The sequence below is a fragment of the Xanthomonas sp. NCPPB 4467 genome, from assembly GCF_041475665.2.
GTDB lineage: Bacteria > Pseudomonadota > Gammaproteobacteria > Xanthomonadales > Xanthomonadaceae > Xanthomonas > Xanthomonas dyei.
This window is the reverse complement of sequence record NZ_CM191260.1, coordinates 3,049,412-3,062,740: the sequence shown is the minus strand read 5'-3', so window position 1 is coordinate 3,062,740 and position 13,329 is coordinate 3,049,412. Positions and strand designations below refer to the sequence as shown.

Here is a 13,329-nt window from a genome sequence, read left to right as displayed (position 1 = left end):
CCTGCGCCTGATGCGCATGCCACTGGCCGCGGCGTTGAGCGCCGTGTTGCTGGGCGGCTGCATGCTCGGCCCCAACTACACCAAGGCACCGCCGGTGGCCGATGCGGCCATGCAGGCGCCCGCACTGCATCGCGCCAGCGGCGCGCAGGTGGTTGCCGCCGCGCCGTTGAACCACTGGTGGGAGCAATTGAACGACCCGCAGCTCACCCAGCTGGTGACCCAGGCGCTGGCCGACAGCCCCAACCTGCGCGCGGCGCAAGCGCGTCTGCGCGCCAACCGCGCACTGGCCCGGCAACGCCGCGCCGAGCGCTTGCCCAAGCTCAATGCCAGTGCGATCTACGCCTATGCCGAGCCGCCGCAGACCATCGTGGACACGCTGGGCGGGTTGCAGGAGGGCCAGCCCGGTCAACAGCCAGCCGCAGGCGACCAGGCACTGGATCTGGACAAGACCCAGATCTACAGCGCCGGTTTCGATGCCAGTTGGGAGCTGGATTTTTTCGGCCGCCGCCGTCGCGCCGCCGAGGGCGCGCTGGCGCAAGCGCAGGCCTCCGAAGCGGAGCTGGCCGATGCGCAGGTGCAGCTCGCCGCCGAAGTGGGGCAGGTATATCTCAACTATCGCGGGCTGCAAGCACGGCTGGCCATTGCCGATGCCAACCTGGACAAGATCGGCCAATCGCTGGCACTGACCAAGCAGCGCCGCGAGCGCGGTGCGTCCTCGGACCTGCAGGTGGAGCAGATCGCCACCCAGGTGCAGCAGCAGCAAGCGCAGCGCCTGCCGCTGGAAATGCAATTGCAGGAAGCGCTGGACCAGCTCGCGCTGATGGTCGGGCGCGAGCCCGGCGCGTTGGACGGGCAACTGGCGGCGGTGCAGCCACTGCCGATGTTGCCCACCGAGGTGCGTGTGGACGATGCCGGCGCGTTGATCCGCCGCCGCCCGGACGTGCGCAAGGCCGAGCGCGAGCTGGCCGCGTCCAGCGCGCAGATCGGCGAGGCATTGAATGGCTATTTCCCGCAGGTGACCCTGCTGGGCGGGTTGAGCTGGGTGGCCGGTTCGCCCAGCGACTTCAACTCCGACGCGCTGACCACCCTGGCAGTGCCGATGCTGCGCTGGTCGATCTTCGATTTCGGCAAGACCCGCGCGCAGGTGGAACAGGCGCGTGCCGGCAATGCCGGGCGCGAGGCGGCTTATGAGGGCGCGGTGCTGGCGGCATTGCAGGATGCCAACGCCGCGTTGTCGCGCTTCGGTTCGGCACGCAAGCAGCTGGTGGTCGCGCGCCAGGCCGAATCCTCGGCCACGCGCTCGGCCGGACTGATGCAGCAACGCCGCGATGCCGGCGCCACCTCGTCGATCGATCTGCTCGATGTGCAACGTCAGCAGTTGTCCGCACAGGACGCCGCCGCGCAGGCGCAGGTGCAGCTATTGGTCAACTATGTCGCGCTACAGAAGAGCCTGGGCCTGGGCTGGAGCGAGGCGCCGCAGGAGACGCGTTGACTGTTGTCGATGGTCGATGGGCTTCAAGCAGGCATGCCTGCGCTGCCAACGTCATTGCCGCGCCGGTGATGGTGGCGCATGCGGTCGGCATCAGGAGTATTGGTGGCCAGGACTTCATCGGATTAATGGGGTTTGCACAAGCCCCATCAGTGAGTGTGGAGACTAGGACTTTGCTGGACTGAAACACGCACCGACGAGGACGGCTTGCATACCGATCTACGCATCGTCTTACACGTTTGGACGGCGTGCGTTTTGCACCCGGACATCCGGTTGATCAGACCAACTTGGAGCGGCTAACAAAAAAACGGAGCCAGCAATCGTCAGGTGGGTGCGGACGGCCCGGAGGAACCGGAATGTACGAGTGGTAGATGCCGCAACGAGCACCGCCCGCATGGCGGTGAGCGCAGTCGTTTTTGTTAGCTGCTCTTCTAGCGTTGGCCCCGCTTGATTGGCTGGTATTGCCCGGCGATGTCTTCTCCAATCGAAACAAGTCGCCACTGATGCAGTCGCGGACACTTGCCGCGATGCCCGTTGATCGTCACTCTCAGCCGCAGACGCGCAGACGCGCAGACGCGCAGACGCGCAGACGCGCACGACAGCCGATACATGCTTTTGCCATCATGGTGCGCAGGCTCTGCCCCCGGCGCCTGCGTTTGCCGTCATCGAGAGGAACCATGTCACTGACCGACGCCTTGCCGCCCCTGTCCACCCCTGCGGATGCCGGCTACCTGTCCATCAGCGAGGTCCGTAAGGAATTCGATGGCTTTGTCGCGGTAGACGATGTCAGCCTGCAGATCCGCAAGGGCGAAATCTTTGCGCTGCTGGGCGGGTCGGGCAGCGGCAAATCCACCTTGCTGCGTTGTCTGGCCGGCTTCGAGCGACCCACCAAGGGGCGCATCACACTCGATGGCCAGCCGATCGATGCGCTGCCGCCGTACGAGCGCCCGATCAACATGATGTTCCAGTCCTACGCACTGTTTCCGCATATGAGCGTGGAGCAGAACATCGCCTTCGGGCTGAAGCAGGAGGGCTTGTCGAAGGCCGCTATCGCCAGCCGCGTCGGCGAGATGCTGGAGCTGGTGCAGCTGGGCGCGTTGGCCAGGCGCAAGCCGCATCAGCTCTCCGGCGGCCAGCAGCAGCGTGTCGCGCTAGCGCGCTCGCTGGCCAAGCGGCCCAAGCTGCTGCTGCTGGACGAACCGATGGGCGCGCTGGACAAGAAGCTGCGCTCGCAGATGCAGCTGGAACTGGTCAACATCATCGAAACCTCCGGCGTCACCTGCGTGATGGTCACCCACGACCAGGAGGAGGCGATGACCATGGCCACGCGCATCGCGCTGATGGATCAGGGCTGGATCCAGCAGGTCGGCACGCCCGATGAAATCTACGAACAACCGGCCAACCGTTTCGCCGCCGAATTCATCGGCTCGGTCAATCTGATCGATGCCGTCATCGCCGAAGACGCGCCCGATTACGTCACGCTGAAGACGCCGGCCTTCGACGCCCCTATCCGCATCGGCCACGGCATCACCGGCTTCGAAGGCCAAGCGGTGGCGTTTGCGCTGCGTCCGGAAAAACTGTCCATCGGCAAGGACGAGCCGGCGCAGGCCTGCAACAAGGCGCATGGCGTGATCGAAGACATCGCCTATTTCGGCAGCCATTCGGTCTACCACGTGCGCCTGCCCAGCGGGGTCAAGCTGATGGCCAACTTCGCCAATCGCCAGCGCTGGGCCAGCGAAGCGCTGACCTGGGGCGATGCGGTGTGGGTGGGTTGGGGCGAGGACGACGGCGTGGTGCTTACCGCATGAGGCCGCGTCTTTTCCGTCGCGGCTTGCCGGGTGCACGTTGGGGCGTGATCGCCGCACCGTACCTGTGGTTGCTGGTGTTCTTCGCGATCCCGTTCCTGATCGTGCTGAAGATTTCGTTTGCCGAGCGCGCCATCGCGATGCCGCCATACACGCCGCTGTTCGCATCTGCGGCCGATGGCGCCGTCAGCGTCAAGCTGCATCTGGGCAATTATCTGGCGCTGCTGCGCGACAGCCAGTACGTGGCCGCGTACCTCAACTCGATCAAGATCGCGGCGATCTCCACCGTACTGGCGTTGTTGATCGGCTACCCGATGGCGTCTGTGATCGCACGCTTGCCGTTGGCTACCCGCAACGTGGCGATGATGCTGGTGGTGCTGCCATCGTGGACCTCGTTTTTGATTCGTGTCTACGCATGGATCGGCATTCTCGACGGCAACGGTCTGCTCAATCAGGCGCTGATGGCGCTAGGCGTGATCAAGCAGCCCTTGCAGTTGCTGTACACGCCCATCGCCGCCTATATCGGCATCGTCTACTGCTATCTGCCCTTCATGGTGTTGCCGCTGTACGCCAATCTGGTCAAGCACGACAACCGCTTGCTGGAAGCAGCCTACGATCTGGGCGCGCGTCCGTGGCAAGCGTTTGTGCGCATCACCTTGCCGCTGTCGCGCAACGGCATCGTGGCCGGCTGCATGCTGGTGATGATCCCGGCGGTGGGCGAGTTCGTGATTCCGGAAATGCTGGGCGGCCCCAACACCTTGATGATCGGCCGCGTGCTGTGGGGCGAGTTCTTCAATAATCGCGATTGGCCGGTGGCCGCTGCCGTGGCCACGGTCATGCTGGTGTTGTTGCTGGTGCCGATCGTGATCTTCCATCGTTACCAGCAGCGCGAGCTGGAAGGGCGGCTGACATGATGCGCGCCTCGCGCGGTGGGCGCGTGCTGGGCGGCAGTGTGCTCGCGCTGGGGTTCGGCTTTTTGTATCTGCCGATCCTGTTGCTGATGGTGTATTCGTTCAACGCCTCGCGTCTGGCCACGGTGTGGGGCGGGTTTTCGACGCGCTGGTATGGCGAGTTGCTGCGCGACCGGCAATTGCTGGAGGCGGCCTGGGTCAGCCTGGAAGTCGCGTTCTGGACCGCCTGTGCGTCGATGGTGCTGGGCACGATGGCCGCGATGGCGATGGTGCGCATGCGGCGGTTTCCCGGTAAAACGCTGTTCGGTGCGCTGATCACCGCACCGCTGGTGATGCCGGAGGTGATCATCGGCTTGTCGATCCTGCTGTTGCTGGTCTCGATGGGTGGCGTGCTCGGCATCGCACCGCGCGGCGCAGTGGCGATCTGGGTCGCGCATGTCACCTTCACCGTGTCGTTTGTCACCGTGGTGATTTCCTCGCGCCTGCAGGAGCTGGACCGTTCGCTGGAAGAAGCCGCGATGGATCTGGGGGCCACGCCGCTGAAGGTGTTCTTCCTGATCACCTTGCCGATCATCGCCCCGGCACTCGCATCGGGGTGGCTGCTCGCCTTTACGCTGTCGCTGGACGATGTAGTGATTGCCAGCTTCCTGGCCGGGCCCAGTTCCACCACGCTGCCGATCAAGGTGTTCGCATCGGTGCGGCTGGGCATCAGCCCCAAGATCAACGCACTGGCCACAGTAATGGTGCTGGCGGTGTCGGTCGCCGCGGTGATCGGTTGGTGGCTGCTGGCCCGCAGCGAAAAACGCCGTCTGCGCGATCAGCAACTGGCGCTGCAAGCGGCTCCCTGAGCACGTGCCCGCGGTGGTGTGGCCAATGAACTGCAGCAGGCGGCCATCAAAATGGATGGATGAATCTGCCGCCGCGCAATGCTAGAGCAATGCGCGGTTGGACCGCCTGAACAGGGCAAGGCTGCTTTCGTTACCTCGTCTGGGGGCGTTATCCCAGCGGTCATTGATCAGAGAGCTGTGCGATGAAGGTGCGGCATTGCGTCGCGGTGCGGGTAAACACAGCGTTGCAGCAATTTGCAGTGGTTGTGACGCGGCTGCAACTTCCCGGCGACTAGCATTGGGCGTCTTGCAACTGGAGACCGTCATGTCCTACGACACCGTCAACCCGGCCAATGGCCAGGTCGAACATACCCAGCCGACGCTGGACGCTGCCGCCATCGAGGCGCGTCTGGCTGCTTCCGCCAAGGCGTTTGCGCAGTGGGCAGCACTGCCCTTGGCCGAACGCGGCGCCTTGCTGCGTCGGGTCGGCGAAGAGTTGACCAAACGGCGCGATGATCTGCAGCGCATCATGACCGCCGAGATGGGCAAGCTGCGCCGCGAAGCGCTGGCCGAGGTCGACAAGTGCGCGCAGGCCTGCGCGTATTACGCCGACCATGCTGCCGAGTACCTGGCGCCGCGCGAGATTCCCACCGAGGCGCGGTCCAGCTATGTGCGCTATGAACCGCTGGGCTGCGTGTTTGCGGTGATGCCGTGGAATTTCCCGCTGTGGCAGGCGTTTCGCTTTCTCGCGCCAGGCCTGATGGCCGGTAATGTGGCCTTGCTCAAGCATGCCAGCAACGTGCCGCGTTGCGCCGATGCGATGAAAGACGTGCTCGATGCCGCCGGCATTCCGCCGGGCGTTTTCGACGTGCTGCATATCGACAACGACCAGGCCGCCGATGTGCTGCGCGATGACCGCATTGTTGCAGTCACGCTGACCGGCAGCGAACGTGCCGGCCGCTCGCTGGCCGCCAACGCCGGCGATCAGCTGAAGAAATGCGTGATGGAACTGGGCGGCAGCGACGCCTTCGTGGTGCTGGAAGACGCCGACCTTGAACACACCGTGCAATCGGCAGTGCAGTCGCGCTTCGACAATAGCGGGCAGACCTGTATCGCCGCCAAGCGCTTCATCGTGGTCGATGCCATCGCCGACCAATTCATCGAACGCTTTGTCGCCGCCGCCGCCGAGCGCGTGGTTGGCGACCCGCAACAGGAAAGCACCACGCTCGCACCGATGGCACGTGCCGATTTGCGCGACGAATTGCACAAGCAGGTGCAGGCCAGCGTAGGGAAGGGCGCCAAGGTATTGCTGGGCGGCGCACCGGTGCCGGGTTCGCATGCCGGCTACCCGGCCACGATCCTCGACCAGGTCGCACCCGGCATGCCGGCGTACGACGAAGAATTCTTCGGCCCGGTGGCCTCGATCATTCGTGTGGCCGACGAGGCCGAAGCGGTACGTGTGGCCAACGACACCACCTTCGGCCTGGGCGGCAGTGTCTGGACTGCCGATGCCAAACGCGGCGAGCGCGTCGCGCAGCAACTGCAGTGCGGTGCCGCCTTCGTCAATTCGGTGGTCAAGAGCGATGTGCGGCTGCCATTCGGTGGCATCAAGCGCTCAGGATTTGGCCGCGAACTCGCCGATCACGGCATCCACGAGTTCATGAATATCAAGACGATCTATGTGGCTTGAGTGCCGGAATTGGGGATTCGGGAGTAGGGATTCGTCAAGCAACGGCGCTTCCTTCTCCCACCGGGAGAAGGTGCCCGAAAGGTGGATGAGGGTACGCATCAGCTGGTCGTTGGCTAGCGCGCGCCAACAGAAACCACCAGCCATCAAACAGTATTGATCGAACGATCAAAAGCAACAGCGCTCAAACTCAACCATCACTCAAGCTCGATCAGCAACCAGCCCACCCGCTCCAACCAATCCCGAATCGCCACTCCCCAATCCCGGCCGCAAAGCGGCCTACAGCCACCGGGCGCGCTTGAACAGGCGATACAGCACCAGGCACGAGGCCACCACGCCGCCCACCAGCAAGGGGTAGGCGTATGGCTTGTCGAGTTCGGGCATGTGGGTGAAGTTCATGCCGTACCAGCTGGTGATCAGGGTCGGTGCGGCGAGCAGGGCGGCCCAGGCACCCAGGCGCTTGACGGTCTCGCCCTGCGCCAGCGTCACCATCGACAGGTTGACGCTCAAGGCGGTGCCCAGCATCTCGCGCAAGGTGTCGATGGCGTCGTTGATGCGCACGGCGTGATCGAGTACGTCGCGCAGGTAGATGCCGACCTCGTCATGAATCAACGCGCCGGGATTGCGCTTGAGGTGCGACAGCACGTCCTGCAACGGGGCGACCACCAGGCGCATCTTGTTGAGTTCGCGCTTGAGTTCATACAGGCGCACCACGGTTTCGCGCTTGTAATTGTCGGCAAAGATGTCTTTTTCCAGGCCTTCCAGCGTGTCGCGGAACTCGTCCATGATCGGCAGATAGTTGTCGACCACAAAGTCCAGCACGCCGTACAGACAGAACGAAGCGCCCTTGCGCAGCATCGCCGGGTCACGTTCGACGCGATGACGCACCGGCGCATACGACAACGAGGCGCCATGGCGTACCGTCAACAGAAAGCGCCTGCCCAGGAACGCGTGGGTTTCGCCGTAGCGGATGCGCTCGTTGACCAGTTGCGCTGTGTTGACCACCACAAACAACGAATTGCCGTAGCTCTCGGCCTTGGGGCGTTGATGCGCCTTGAGCGCGTCTTCGATGGCCAGATCGTGCAGGCCGAACTCGTCCCGCAACTTGTGCAGCACCGATTCCTGCGGCTCGTACAGGCCAACCCAGACGAAGCCGTCCGGGCGCTGCAGCACATCGCTGATCTGCTCCAGGCTGATATCGTGCCGCGTGCCTTCGTCGTCGTAGTAGGCGCAGGTGATGACGCAGGACGGGTTGTCTGGATGGCGACCGTGATTGTTCATGCGCGCATCCTGGATCAGCGCGTGCGCAGCGACAAGTCGCGCGGTTGCAGCGCGATCGCGAGCGCGACATGGATCGGCAACAGCAGCATCACCCACTGCAGGTTGTCCTGCGCCTGGAACGAAAGCCAGTGAATGACCAGGGCCAGCAACGCTCCCGCGGCCACCACCCAGCGCAGCCCAGCGAACCAGCGTCCGGGCCGGCGACCACGCAGCACCTGCAGGCCGCCGATCAACAGCACCACGCACAGCGGATTGACCAGCAACAGATTGCGATTGGCCCACGCGGATTGATGGGCGGTAAAGCCCCACAGATACACCAGCAGGCCGCCGCCAATGGCGCATAGCAACCACAATGGCAGCGCAAGGCCGGCCAGTAAGCGCGGTTTGCGGCGCAGTGCCAGCACGCCGGCGGCAAGCGCCAGGCCGACCAGCAACCACGGCCACCAATGGCGTTGCTGTTCGGCAGGTTCCGGGGCGATGCGATGCGGCAGCAGCACCTGCGTGGCTTGCACCAACGGGCGGCCGGCGCTGTTGTGCACCTGGGTCAGGCTGTCGGCCAGCCGCATCGGCACGAACGCTTCTTCCCAGCGCGACAACGGGCGATCTGCATACGGCCCCAGCCCAAGGTCGAAGCCCAGCCACATCCACGGGGCAGGGGAGGCCAGGCGCACCGCTTCGCTGCGGAAGGTATTGCCGCGCGAGCGGCCGGCCAATTGCGACTTGAGCGCGCCGCCCATCGCACGGTCCAGGGTGTCGCGCACCATGGTGGCGCAGTTGGCTTCGAAATAATCGTAGTGATAGCGGGCGTTTTCCGGCCGGCTGCGGACCGCCAGGCCATCGGCAAGCGCGCGCGCCTGCTCCGGCGGCAGATCCAGCCACTGCACGCTGACGCCGCGGCCAACGTTGCGGTATTGCGACAGATCTTCTGCCAGCGGCAACGCCACCAGGTAATACATCATTTCGCCGCGGGTGAAACGCGGCACGAAGTCCGGCTCGCTCGGGTCGAAGAAGCCGAAGTTGTACGAGGTCGCCTGCTGGGTCAGCGGGTCGACCACCACGATGGCGTCATGCCCGAAGCGTTCGAAGAACACTTCGCCCGGTTGCATGGTGACTACGCCTATGCGCGGTGGCGGTGTGCTGCTCGGAGCAGCAGCCTGCGTCATCTGGGCCGACGCAAGCGGCGCCACCAGCAGCGTCAGCAGGAGCAGCGCCCAGGACGCAACCCATTGCCAACCACCACGGCCGCATCGCACCGTGGCGTGACGGCGTGCGAGGTTCAAGCGTCGTCCTGCGGGTCGGGTGGCAGGATGGTGACGTGGAAGGCGTGCACACGGCGCGCGTCGGCCTTGGCCACGCGGAACGCAAACCGGCCCAAGGTCAGCTCTTCGCCGGTTTCCGGCAGGTGCCCGATCGCATCGGTCACCAAGCCACCCACGGTGTCGTACTCGTCGTCCGGAAATTCGGCGCCGAAGCGTTCGTTGAAGTCCTCGATCGGCGTCAGCGCATCGACCACGTAGCGGCCATCGGCCTGGATCGCGATCAGCGAATTTTCTTCTTCGGCGTCGTCGTGCTCGTCGTCGATCTGGCCGACGATCTGCTCCAGCACGTCCTCGATGGTGACCAGCCCGGCGACGCCGCCGTACTCGTCCACCACGATCGCCATGTGGTTACGCGACAGGCGGAATTCCTTGAGCAGCACGTTGAGCTTCTTGGACTCGGGGATCAGCACGGCCGGGCGCAACAGCTCGCGCACGTTGCCGGGCCCGTTGTCGGCGACTACGCCGCGCAACAGGTCCTTGGCCAGCAGGATGCCGAGCACTTCGTCCTTGTTTTCGCCATGCACCGGGAAGCGCGAATGGCCGGATTCGACCACTTGCTTCATCAGGTCGATGAAGCGCGCTTCCACCGGCAGCGAGACCATTTGCGAGCGCGAAATCATCACGTCGCCCACGGTGAGCTCGGACACGGAGATCGCGCCTTCCATCATGCGCAAGGTGTCTGCGGCGATGAGACCGTCTTGTTCGGCGGTCCGCAGCAACGCGACCAGTTCGTCGCGGGTATGGGGTTCGCCAGAGAAGGCCGCGCTCAGGCGTTCGAGCCAGCTGCGGCGTTTTTCGGGGGTTTCTGAGGTGTGGCTACTGTCGTCTTCGGACATCATGACGGGGAAGGGCACCCGGCAAACCAGGCGATAGGTTGCAGTCTAGCAGGAAGCCGGCAGGGCGCTGTGGATCCGCTGCCCGGCGCCGGGGTGTCAGGGCAGGTCCAGGCTGTAGCCGCAGCCGACCACGGTCTTGCCGGGGTGCGATTTGACGTTGGTCACACTGAGCACCACCGACTCGATCATCGCCTCGCCGGTCTTCGGGTTGGTGGTGTCCTCGCTGACCAGCTCGCGGCCGTACATGACCTTTTCGGCGTTATCCACGCCCAGTTCCAGGTCCAGTTGCTTGGCCAGCGGGCGCGGATCGGGCAGGTCCAGGATCGCCATGATGCTGGCGCCGGAAAATGCGATATGCGTGGTGCTGTGGCCGAACACGCTGATTGGCGTATTGAGCGTGTATTCGGTCATGAACAGGTTGGACTGATCCAGCGGCGTCCAGCCCAACGCCACTGCCTTGAGCGGGTCGGCCAGCACCGGCGCCAGCGCGGTGAAATCGCCGATACGCTGCCGGCACTCGATCAATGCCGGCAGGTCCGGGCGCACCGGTGCGCTCTGTGCCAGCACCGTCGAGGGGCTCAGCAGCAGGCAGCTCAGGGCGAACGACGCGCGCATCAGCGCTCCCCCGCATACGGATCGTCGATGCCCAGATCGGCCAGGATTTCGCGCTCCAGTTGCTCCATCGCATCGGCTTCCTTGTCGTCTTCGTGATCCCAGCCCAGCAGATGCAAGGTGCCATGCACGGTCAGATGCGCGTAATGCGACGCCAGCGATTTGCCTTGCTCGGCCGCTTCGCGCGCCACCACCGGCGCGCAGATCACCAGATCGCCCAGCAGCGGCATCTTGATGCCCTTGGGCAGGCCTTCGGGCAGCTCGGCCGGAAAGCTCAGCACGTTGGTGGCGTAGTCCTTGCCGCGGTAATGATGATTGAGCGAGCAGCCTTCCTTCTCGTCGACCACGCGCACCGCCAGGTCGGCCTCGCGGATGCGGCCTTTCAGCGCCGCGGCCACCCACTTGCGAAAACTCACCGCCGACGGCAGGCCGGCGCGCGGTAGCGCGTAACTGACGGCAACGTCGAGGCGGACGGGGCCTTTGGTCATGGGGACACGTCTGATGTGGGCAGCTGAAAGGAGTCGACAGTATCGCGCGTGTGACGCTTCACCGCGACCTCTGGCAACGAGGCCGGCGTAGGCCTCATCGGACACATTCGGTCACCTCCATCAGTAACGGTCCACCATCGGCGATGCGATACAAGATCCAGCCATGCGGACCCTCCTGGCATTGCGGGTCGGTATGTTGGACTGTGATCGCAGGTGCGAAGCCGCTCGGCGCGCGTGTCCACACCGCAGCCTGCCCGCGTTCGAGCAGTTGCCCCACCAGGTACATGCCATCGCTGGTTGCCTGCGCAGCGCTCACGGCGGTGCAGCCGAAGCGGTCGTGGGTGTCGCTTGCTGCCGCCAGGAGCACTCGCGCCCGGTCCCCGGCGATCCATGCCAGCCGCTGGCGCTCACTGCCTCTGGGGACGCTGGCAAAGCTGCGCCGGAACGCGGCAGCGCGCTGGAGTTCCGATTCGGGGAGAACGATGGTGCCTTCTTCGAGCGCGATCGACAGGCATGGCAGGGTGACGGTCTGATTGAGGGCGATGCGCTGTTGCGTGTTCGCCTCAGCCTCTGGTGGCTGTGCCGAACCGCTAGGGCTACATGCAATGCCGAGCAGGGCGGCCAGCGCCACCCTGATGAGACGCCGGCTCATGCAGCCGGACCTGTCTCTTTGTCGATGCTGTCGCGCTTTTCGTAGGCATTGACGATACGTGCCACCAACGGATGCCTCACCACGTCGCGCGCCTCGAAGAAGGTGAAGCTGACCCCGTCGACCTCGTGCAGCACCTCGATCGCATCGCGCAGGCCGGATTTGACGTGCTTGGGCAGGTCGATCTGGGTCAGGTCGCCGGTGACCACCGCGGTGGAGCCGAAGCCCAGGCGGGTCAGGAACATCTTCATCTGTTCGATGGTGGTGTTCTGCGCCTCGTCCAGGATCACATACGCATCGTTGAGCGTGCGGCCGCGCATATAGGCCAGCGGTGCGATTTCGATCACGTTGCGTTCCAGCAGCTTGATCACCTTTTCCACGCCCAGCATTTCGTACAACGCGTCGTACAGTGGGCGCAGGTACGGGTCTACCTTCTGGCTGAGGTCGCCTGGCAGGAACCCCAGCTTTTCGCCGGCTTCCACTGCCGGGCGCACCAGGATCAACCGTTGCACGCGCGATTCGTTCAGCGCCTCCACCGCGCTGGCCACTGCCAGGAAGGTCTTGCCGGTGCCGGCCGGGCCGATGCCGAAATTGATGTCGTGGGTGGTGATCGCGTGCAGGTACTTGGCCTGGTTGGCACCACGGCCGCGCACGGTGCCGCGCTTGACCTTGATCGCCACGTCCTTTGCCTGGTAAGCACGTTCGGCCACATGCTCGACGTTGGCATCGTTCAAGCGCAGGTGGATCGCATGGTTATCGAAGGTGGTGGAGGCGGCTTCGTCGTACAGCGCGGTCAACAACGTCTGCGTGGCGGTGATCGCCGGTTCCGGGCCGGTGATACGGAAGATATTGCCGCGGTTGGCGATCTCCACGCCAAGCTTGAGCTCGATCTGGCGCAGGTGCGCGTCGAACGGGCCGGCCAGATTGGCCAGGCGCTCGGTGTCGTCGGGTTCCAGGGTGAAATCGCGGTAGGCAGGTGAGTTCATGGTCGGATCGGACAGCGCGCGCGGGGCGTCGGTAGGGCGGCAGACAAGGGTAGCGCGCAGGATGTGATCCCACCAACACGCCGGGCGTCGTGGCATGGCCAATACGCGCGCGGGCGGCTTTTCCACAAGCGCTGTGGAGTCACGCATCACTAACCTGTGGATAGATTGCGTCAGCCTTACTGGTATAAGGCTTGAACGGCATGTGGTGAAAAAATCGCCAGTGCGCGCAGGGTTGTCCACACGCGGTGTGGATCGAATTCGGCAAAGCCTGTGGGTAAGTGGCACCATCCCTTGTGCTGCAAGGTGTTGCGGCGGTGTGGTGAATTTTTGATCACTGCCGCAGACGCTGCACACTGCTGCTTGCCGTGATATAGCCGCTGCGTCGCCCAGCATCGGATGCGTGGGCGGCGGCGCGGCCGTGCATCGCGCGCGGCCAACA

The 13,329-nt window shown here is 64.5% G+C and carries 12 protein-coding genes and 1 other RNA gene; 5 read left to right on the top strand and 8 right to left on the bottom strand.

What is annotated here, in order from left to right; genetic code table 11:
- Position 1: 1 nt before the first annotated feature.
- Complete coding sequence (locus ACCQ06_RS13590; RefSeq protein WP_228323888.1) at positions 2 to 1,492, top strand: efflux transporter outer membrane subunit; 1,491 nt, start codon at positions 2 to 4, stop codon at positions 1,490 to 1,492.
- A gap of 291 nt (positions 1,493 to 1,783) precedes the next feature.
- Here the strand turns inward: ACCQ06_RS13590 and ACCQ06_RS13585 are convergent.
- Positions 1,784 to 1,862, bottom strand: a non-coding RNA gene (locus ACCQ06_RS13585) — sX9 sRNA.
- A gap of 304 nt (positions 1,863 to 2,166) precedes the next feature.
- On the opposite strand from ACCQ06_RS13585, the gene ACCQ06_RS13580 reads away from it, so the two are divergent.
- From ACCQ06_RS13580 to ACCQ06_RS13565, 4 genes are all read left to right on the top strand, one after another.
- A complete protein-coding gene (locus tag ACCQ06_RS13580) occupies positions 2,167 to 3,297 on the top strand; it encodes an ABC transporter ATP-binding protein (RefSeq protein WP_316686383.1) in 1,131 nt (376 codons plus the stop codon).
- Entirely contained in the window at positions 3,294 to 4,208 is a 915-nt protein-coding gene (locus ACCQ06_RS13575; protein ID WP_316686380.1) for an ABC transporter permease subunit, read from the top strand. Before ACCQ06_RS13580 ends, ACCQ06_RS13575 begins: the two co-directional genes overlap by 4 nt.
- Positions 4,205 to 5,053 (top strand): ABC transporter permease subunit, encoded by an 849-nt coding sequence (locus ACCQ06_RS13570; RefSeq protein WP_055851842.1) that lies wholly within the window; start codon positions 4,205 to 4,207, stop codon positions 5,051 to 5,053. The genes ACCQ06_RS13575 and ACCQ06_RS13570 overlap by 4 nt, the downstream gene beginning before the upstream one ends.
- 304 nt (positions 5,054 to 5,357) lie before the next feature.
- On the top strand, positions 5,358 to 6,722 hold the full coding sequence (locus ACCQ06_RS13565; RefSeq protein WP_228323806.1) for an NAD-dependent succinate-semialdehyde dehydrogenase: 1,365 nt from the start codon (positions 5,358 to 5,360) through the stop codon (positions 6,720 to 6,722).
- A 276-nt stretch (positions 6,723 to 6,998) separates the two neighbouring features.
- Here the strand turns inward: ACCQ06_RS13565 and ACCQ06_RS13560 are convergent, their stop codons facing one another.
- The 7 genes from ACCQ06_RS13560 to ACCQ06_RS13530 all read right to left on the bottom strand — a co-directional run bounded on the left by ACCQ06_RS13560 (position 6,999) and on the right by ACCQ06_RS13530 (position 12,890).
- Positions 6,999 to 8,000, bottom strand: coding sequence for a magnesium and cobalt transport protein CorA (locus tag ACCQ06_RS13560; protein WP_228323807.1), 1,002 nt, complete (start codon positions 7,998 to 8,000; stop codon positions 6,999 to 7,001).
- Positions 8,001 to 8,014: 14 nt separating this feature from the next.
- On the bottom strand, positions 8,015 to 9,280 hold the full coding sequence (locus tag ACCQ06_RS13555) for a lipoprotein N-acyltransferase Lnb domain-containing protein (protein WP_170068528.1): 1,266 nt from the start codon (positions 9,278 to 9,280) through the stop codon (positions 8,015 to 8,017).
- Positions 9,277 to 10,155: a CorC family transporter gene (locus ACCQ06_RS13550; protein ID WP_104614742.1), complete on the bottom strand. Its 879-nt coding sequence runs from the start codon at positions 10,153 to 10,155 to the stop codon at positions 9,277 to 9,279. The genes ACCQ06_RS13555 and ACCQ06_RS13550 overlap by 4 nt, the downstream gene beginning before the upstream one ends.
- 96 nt (positions 10,156 to 10,251) lie before the next feature.
- On the bottom strand, positions 10,252 to 10,770 hold the full coding sequence (locus tag ACCQ06_RS13545) for a hypothetical protein (protein WP_228323808.1): 519 nt from the start codon (positions 10,768 to 10,770) through the stop codon (positions 10,252 to 10,254).
- Entirely contained in the window at positions 10,770 to 11,255 is a 486-nt protein-coding gene (ybeY, locus tag ACCQ06_RS13540; protein ID WP_055851860.1) for an rRNA maturation RNase YbeY, read from the bottom strand. The genes ACCQ06_RS13545 and ybeY overlap by 1 nt, the downstream gene beginning before the upstream one ends.
- A gap of 94 nt (positions 11,256 to 11,349) precedes the next feature.
- Complete coding sequence (locus tag ACCQ06_RS13535; protein ID WP_316686371.1) at positions 11,350 to 11,907, bottom strand: hypothetical protein; 558 nt, start codon at positions 11,905 to 11,907, stop codon at positions 11,350 to 11,352.
- Positions 11,904 to 12,890, bottom strand: a complete 987-nt coding sequence (locus ACCQ06_RS13530) for a PhoH family protein (RefSeq protein ID WP_316686368.1) — start codon at positions 12,888 to 12,890, stop codon at positions 11,904 to 11,906. The genes ACCQ06_RS13535 and ACCQ06_RS13530 overlap by 4 nt, the downstream gene beginning before the upstream one ends.
- Positions 12,891 to 13,329 lie beyond the last annotated feature (439 nt).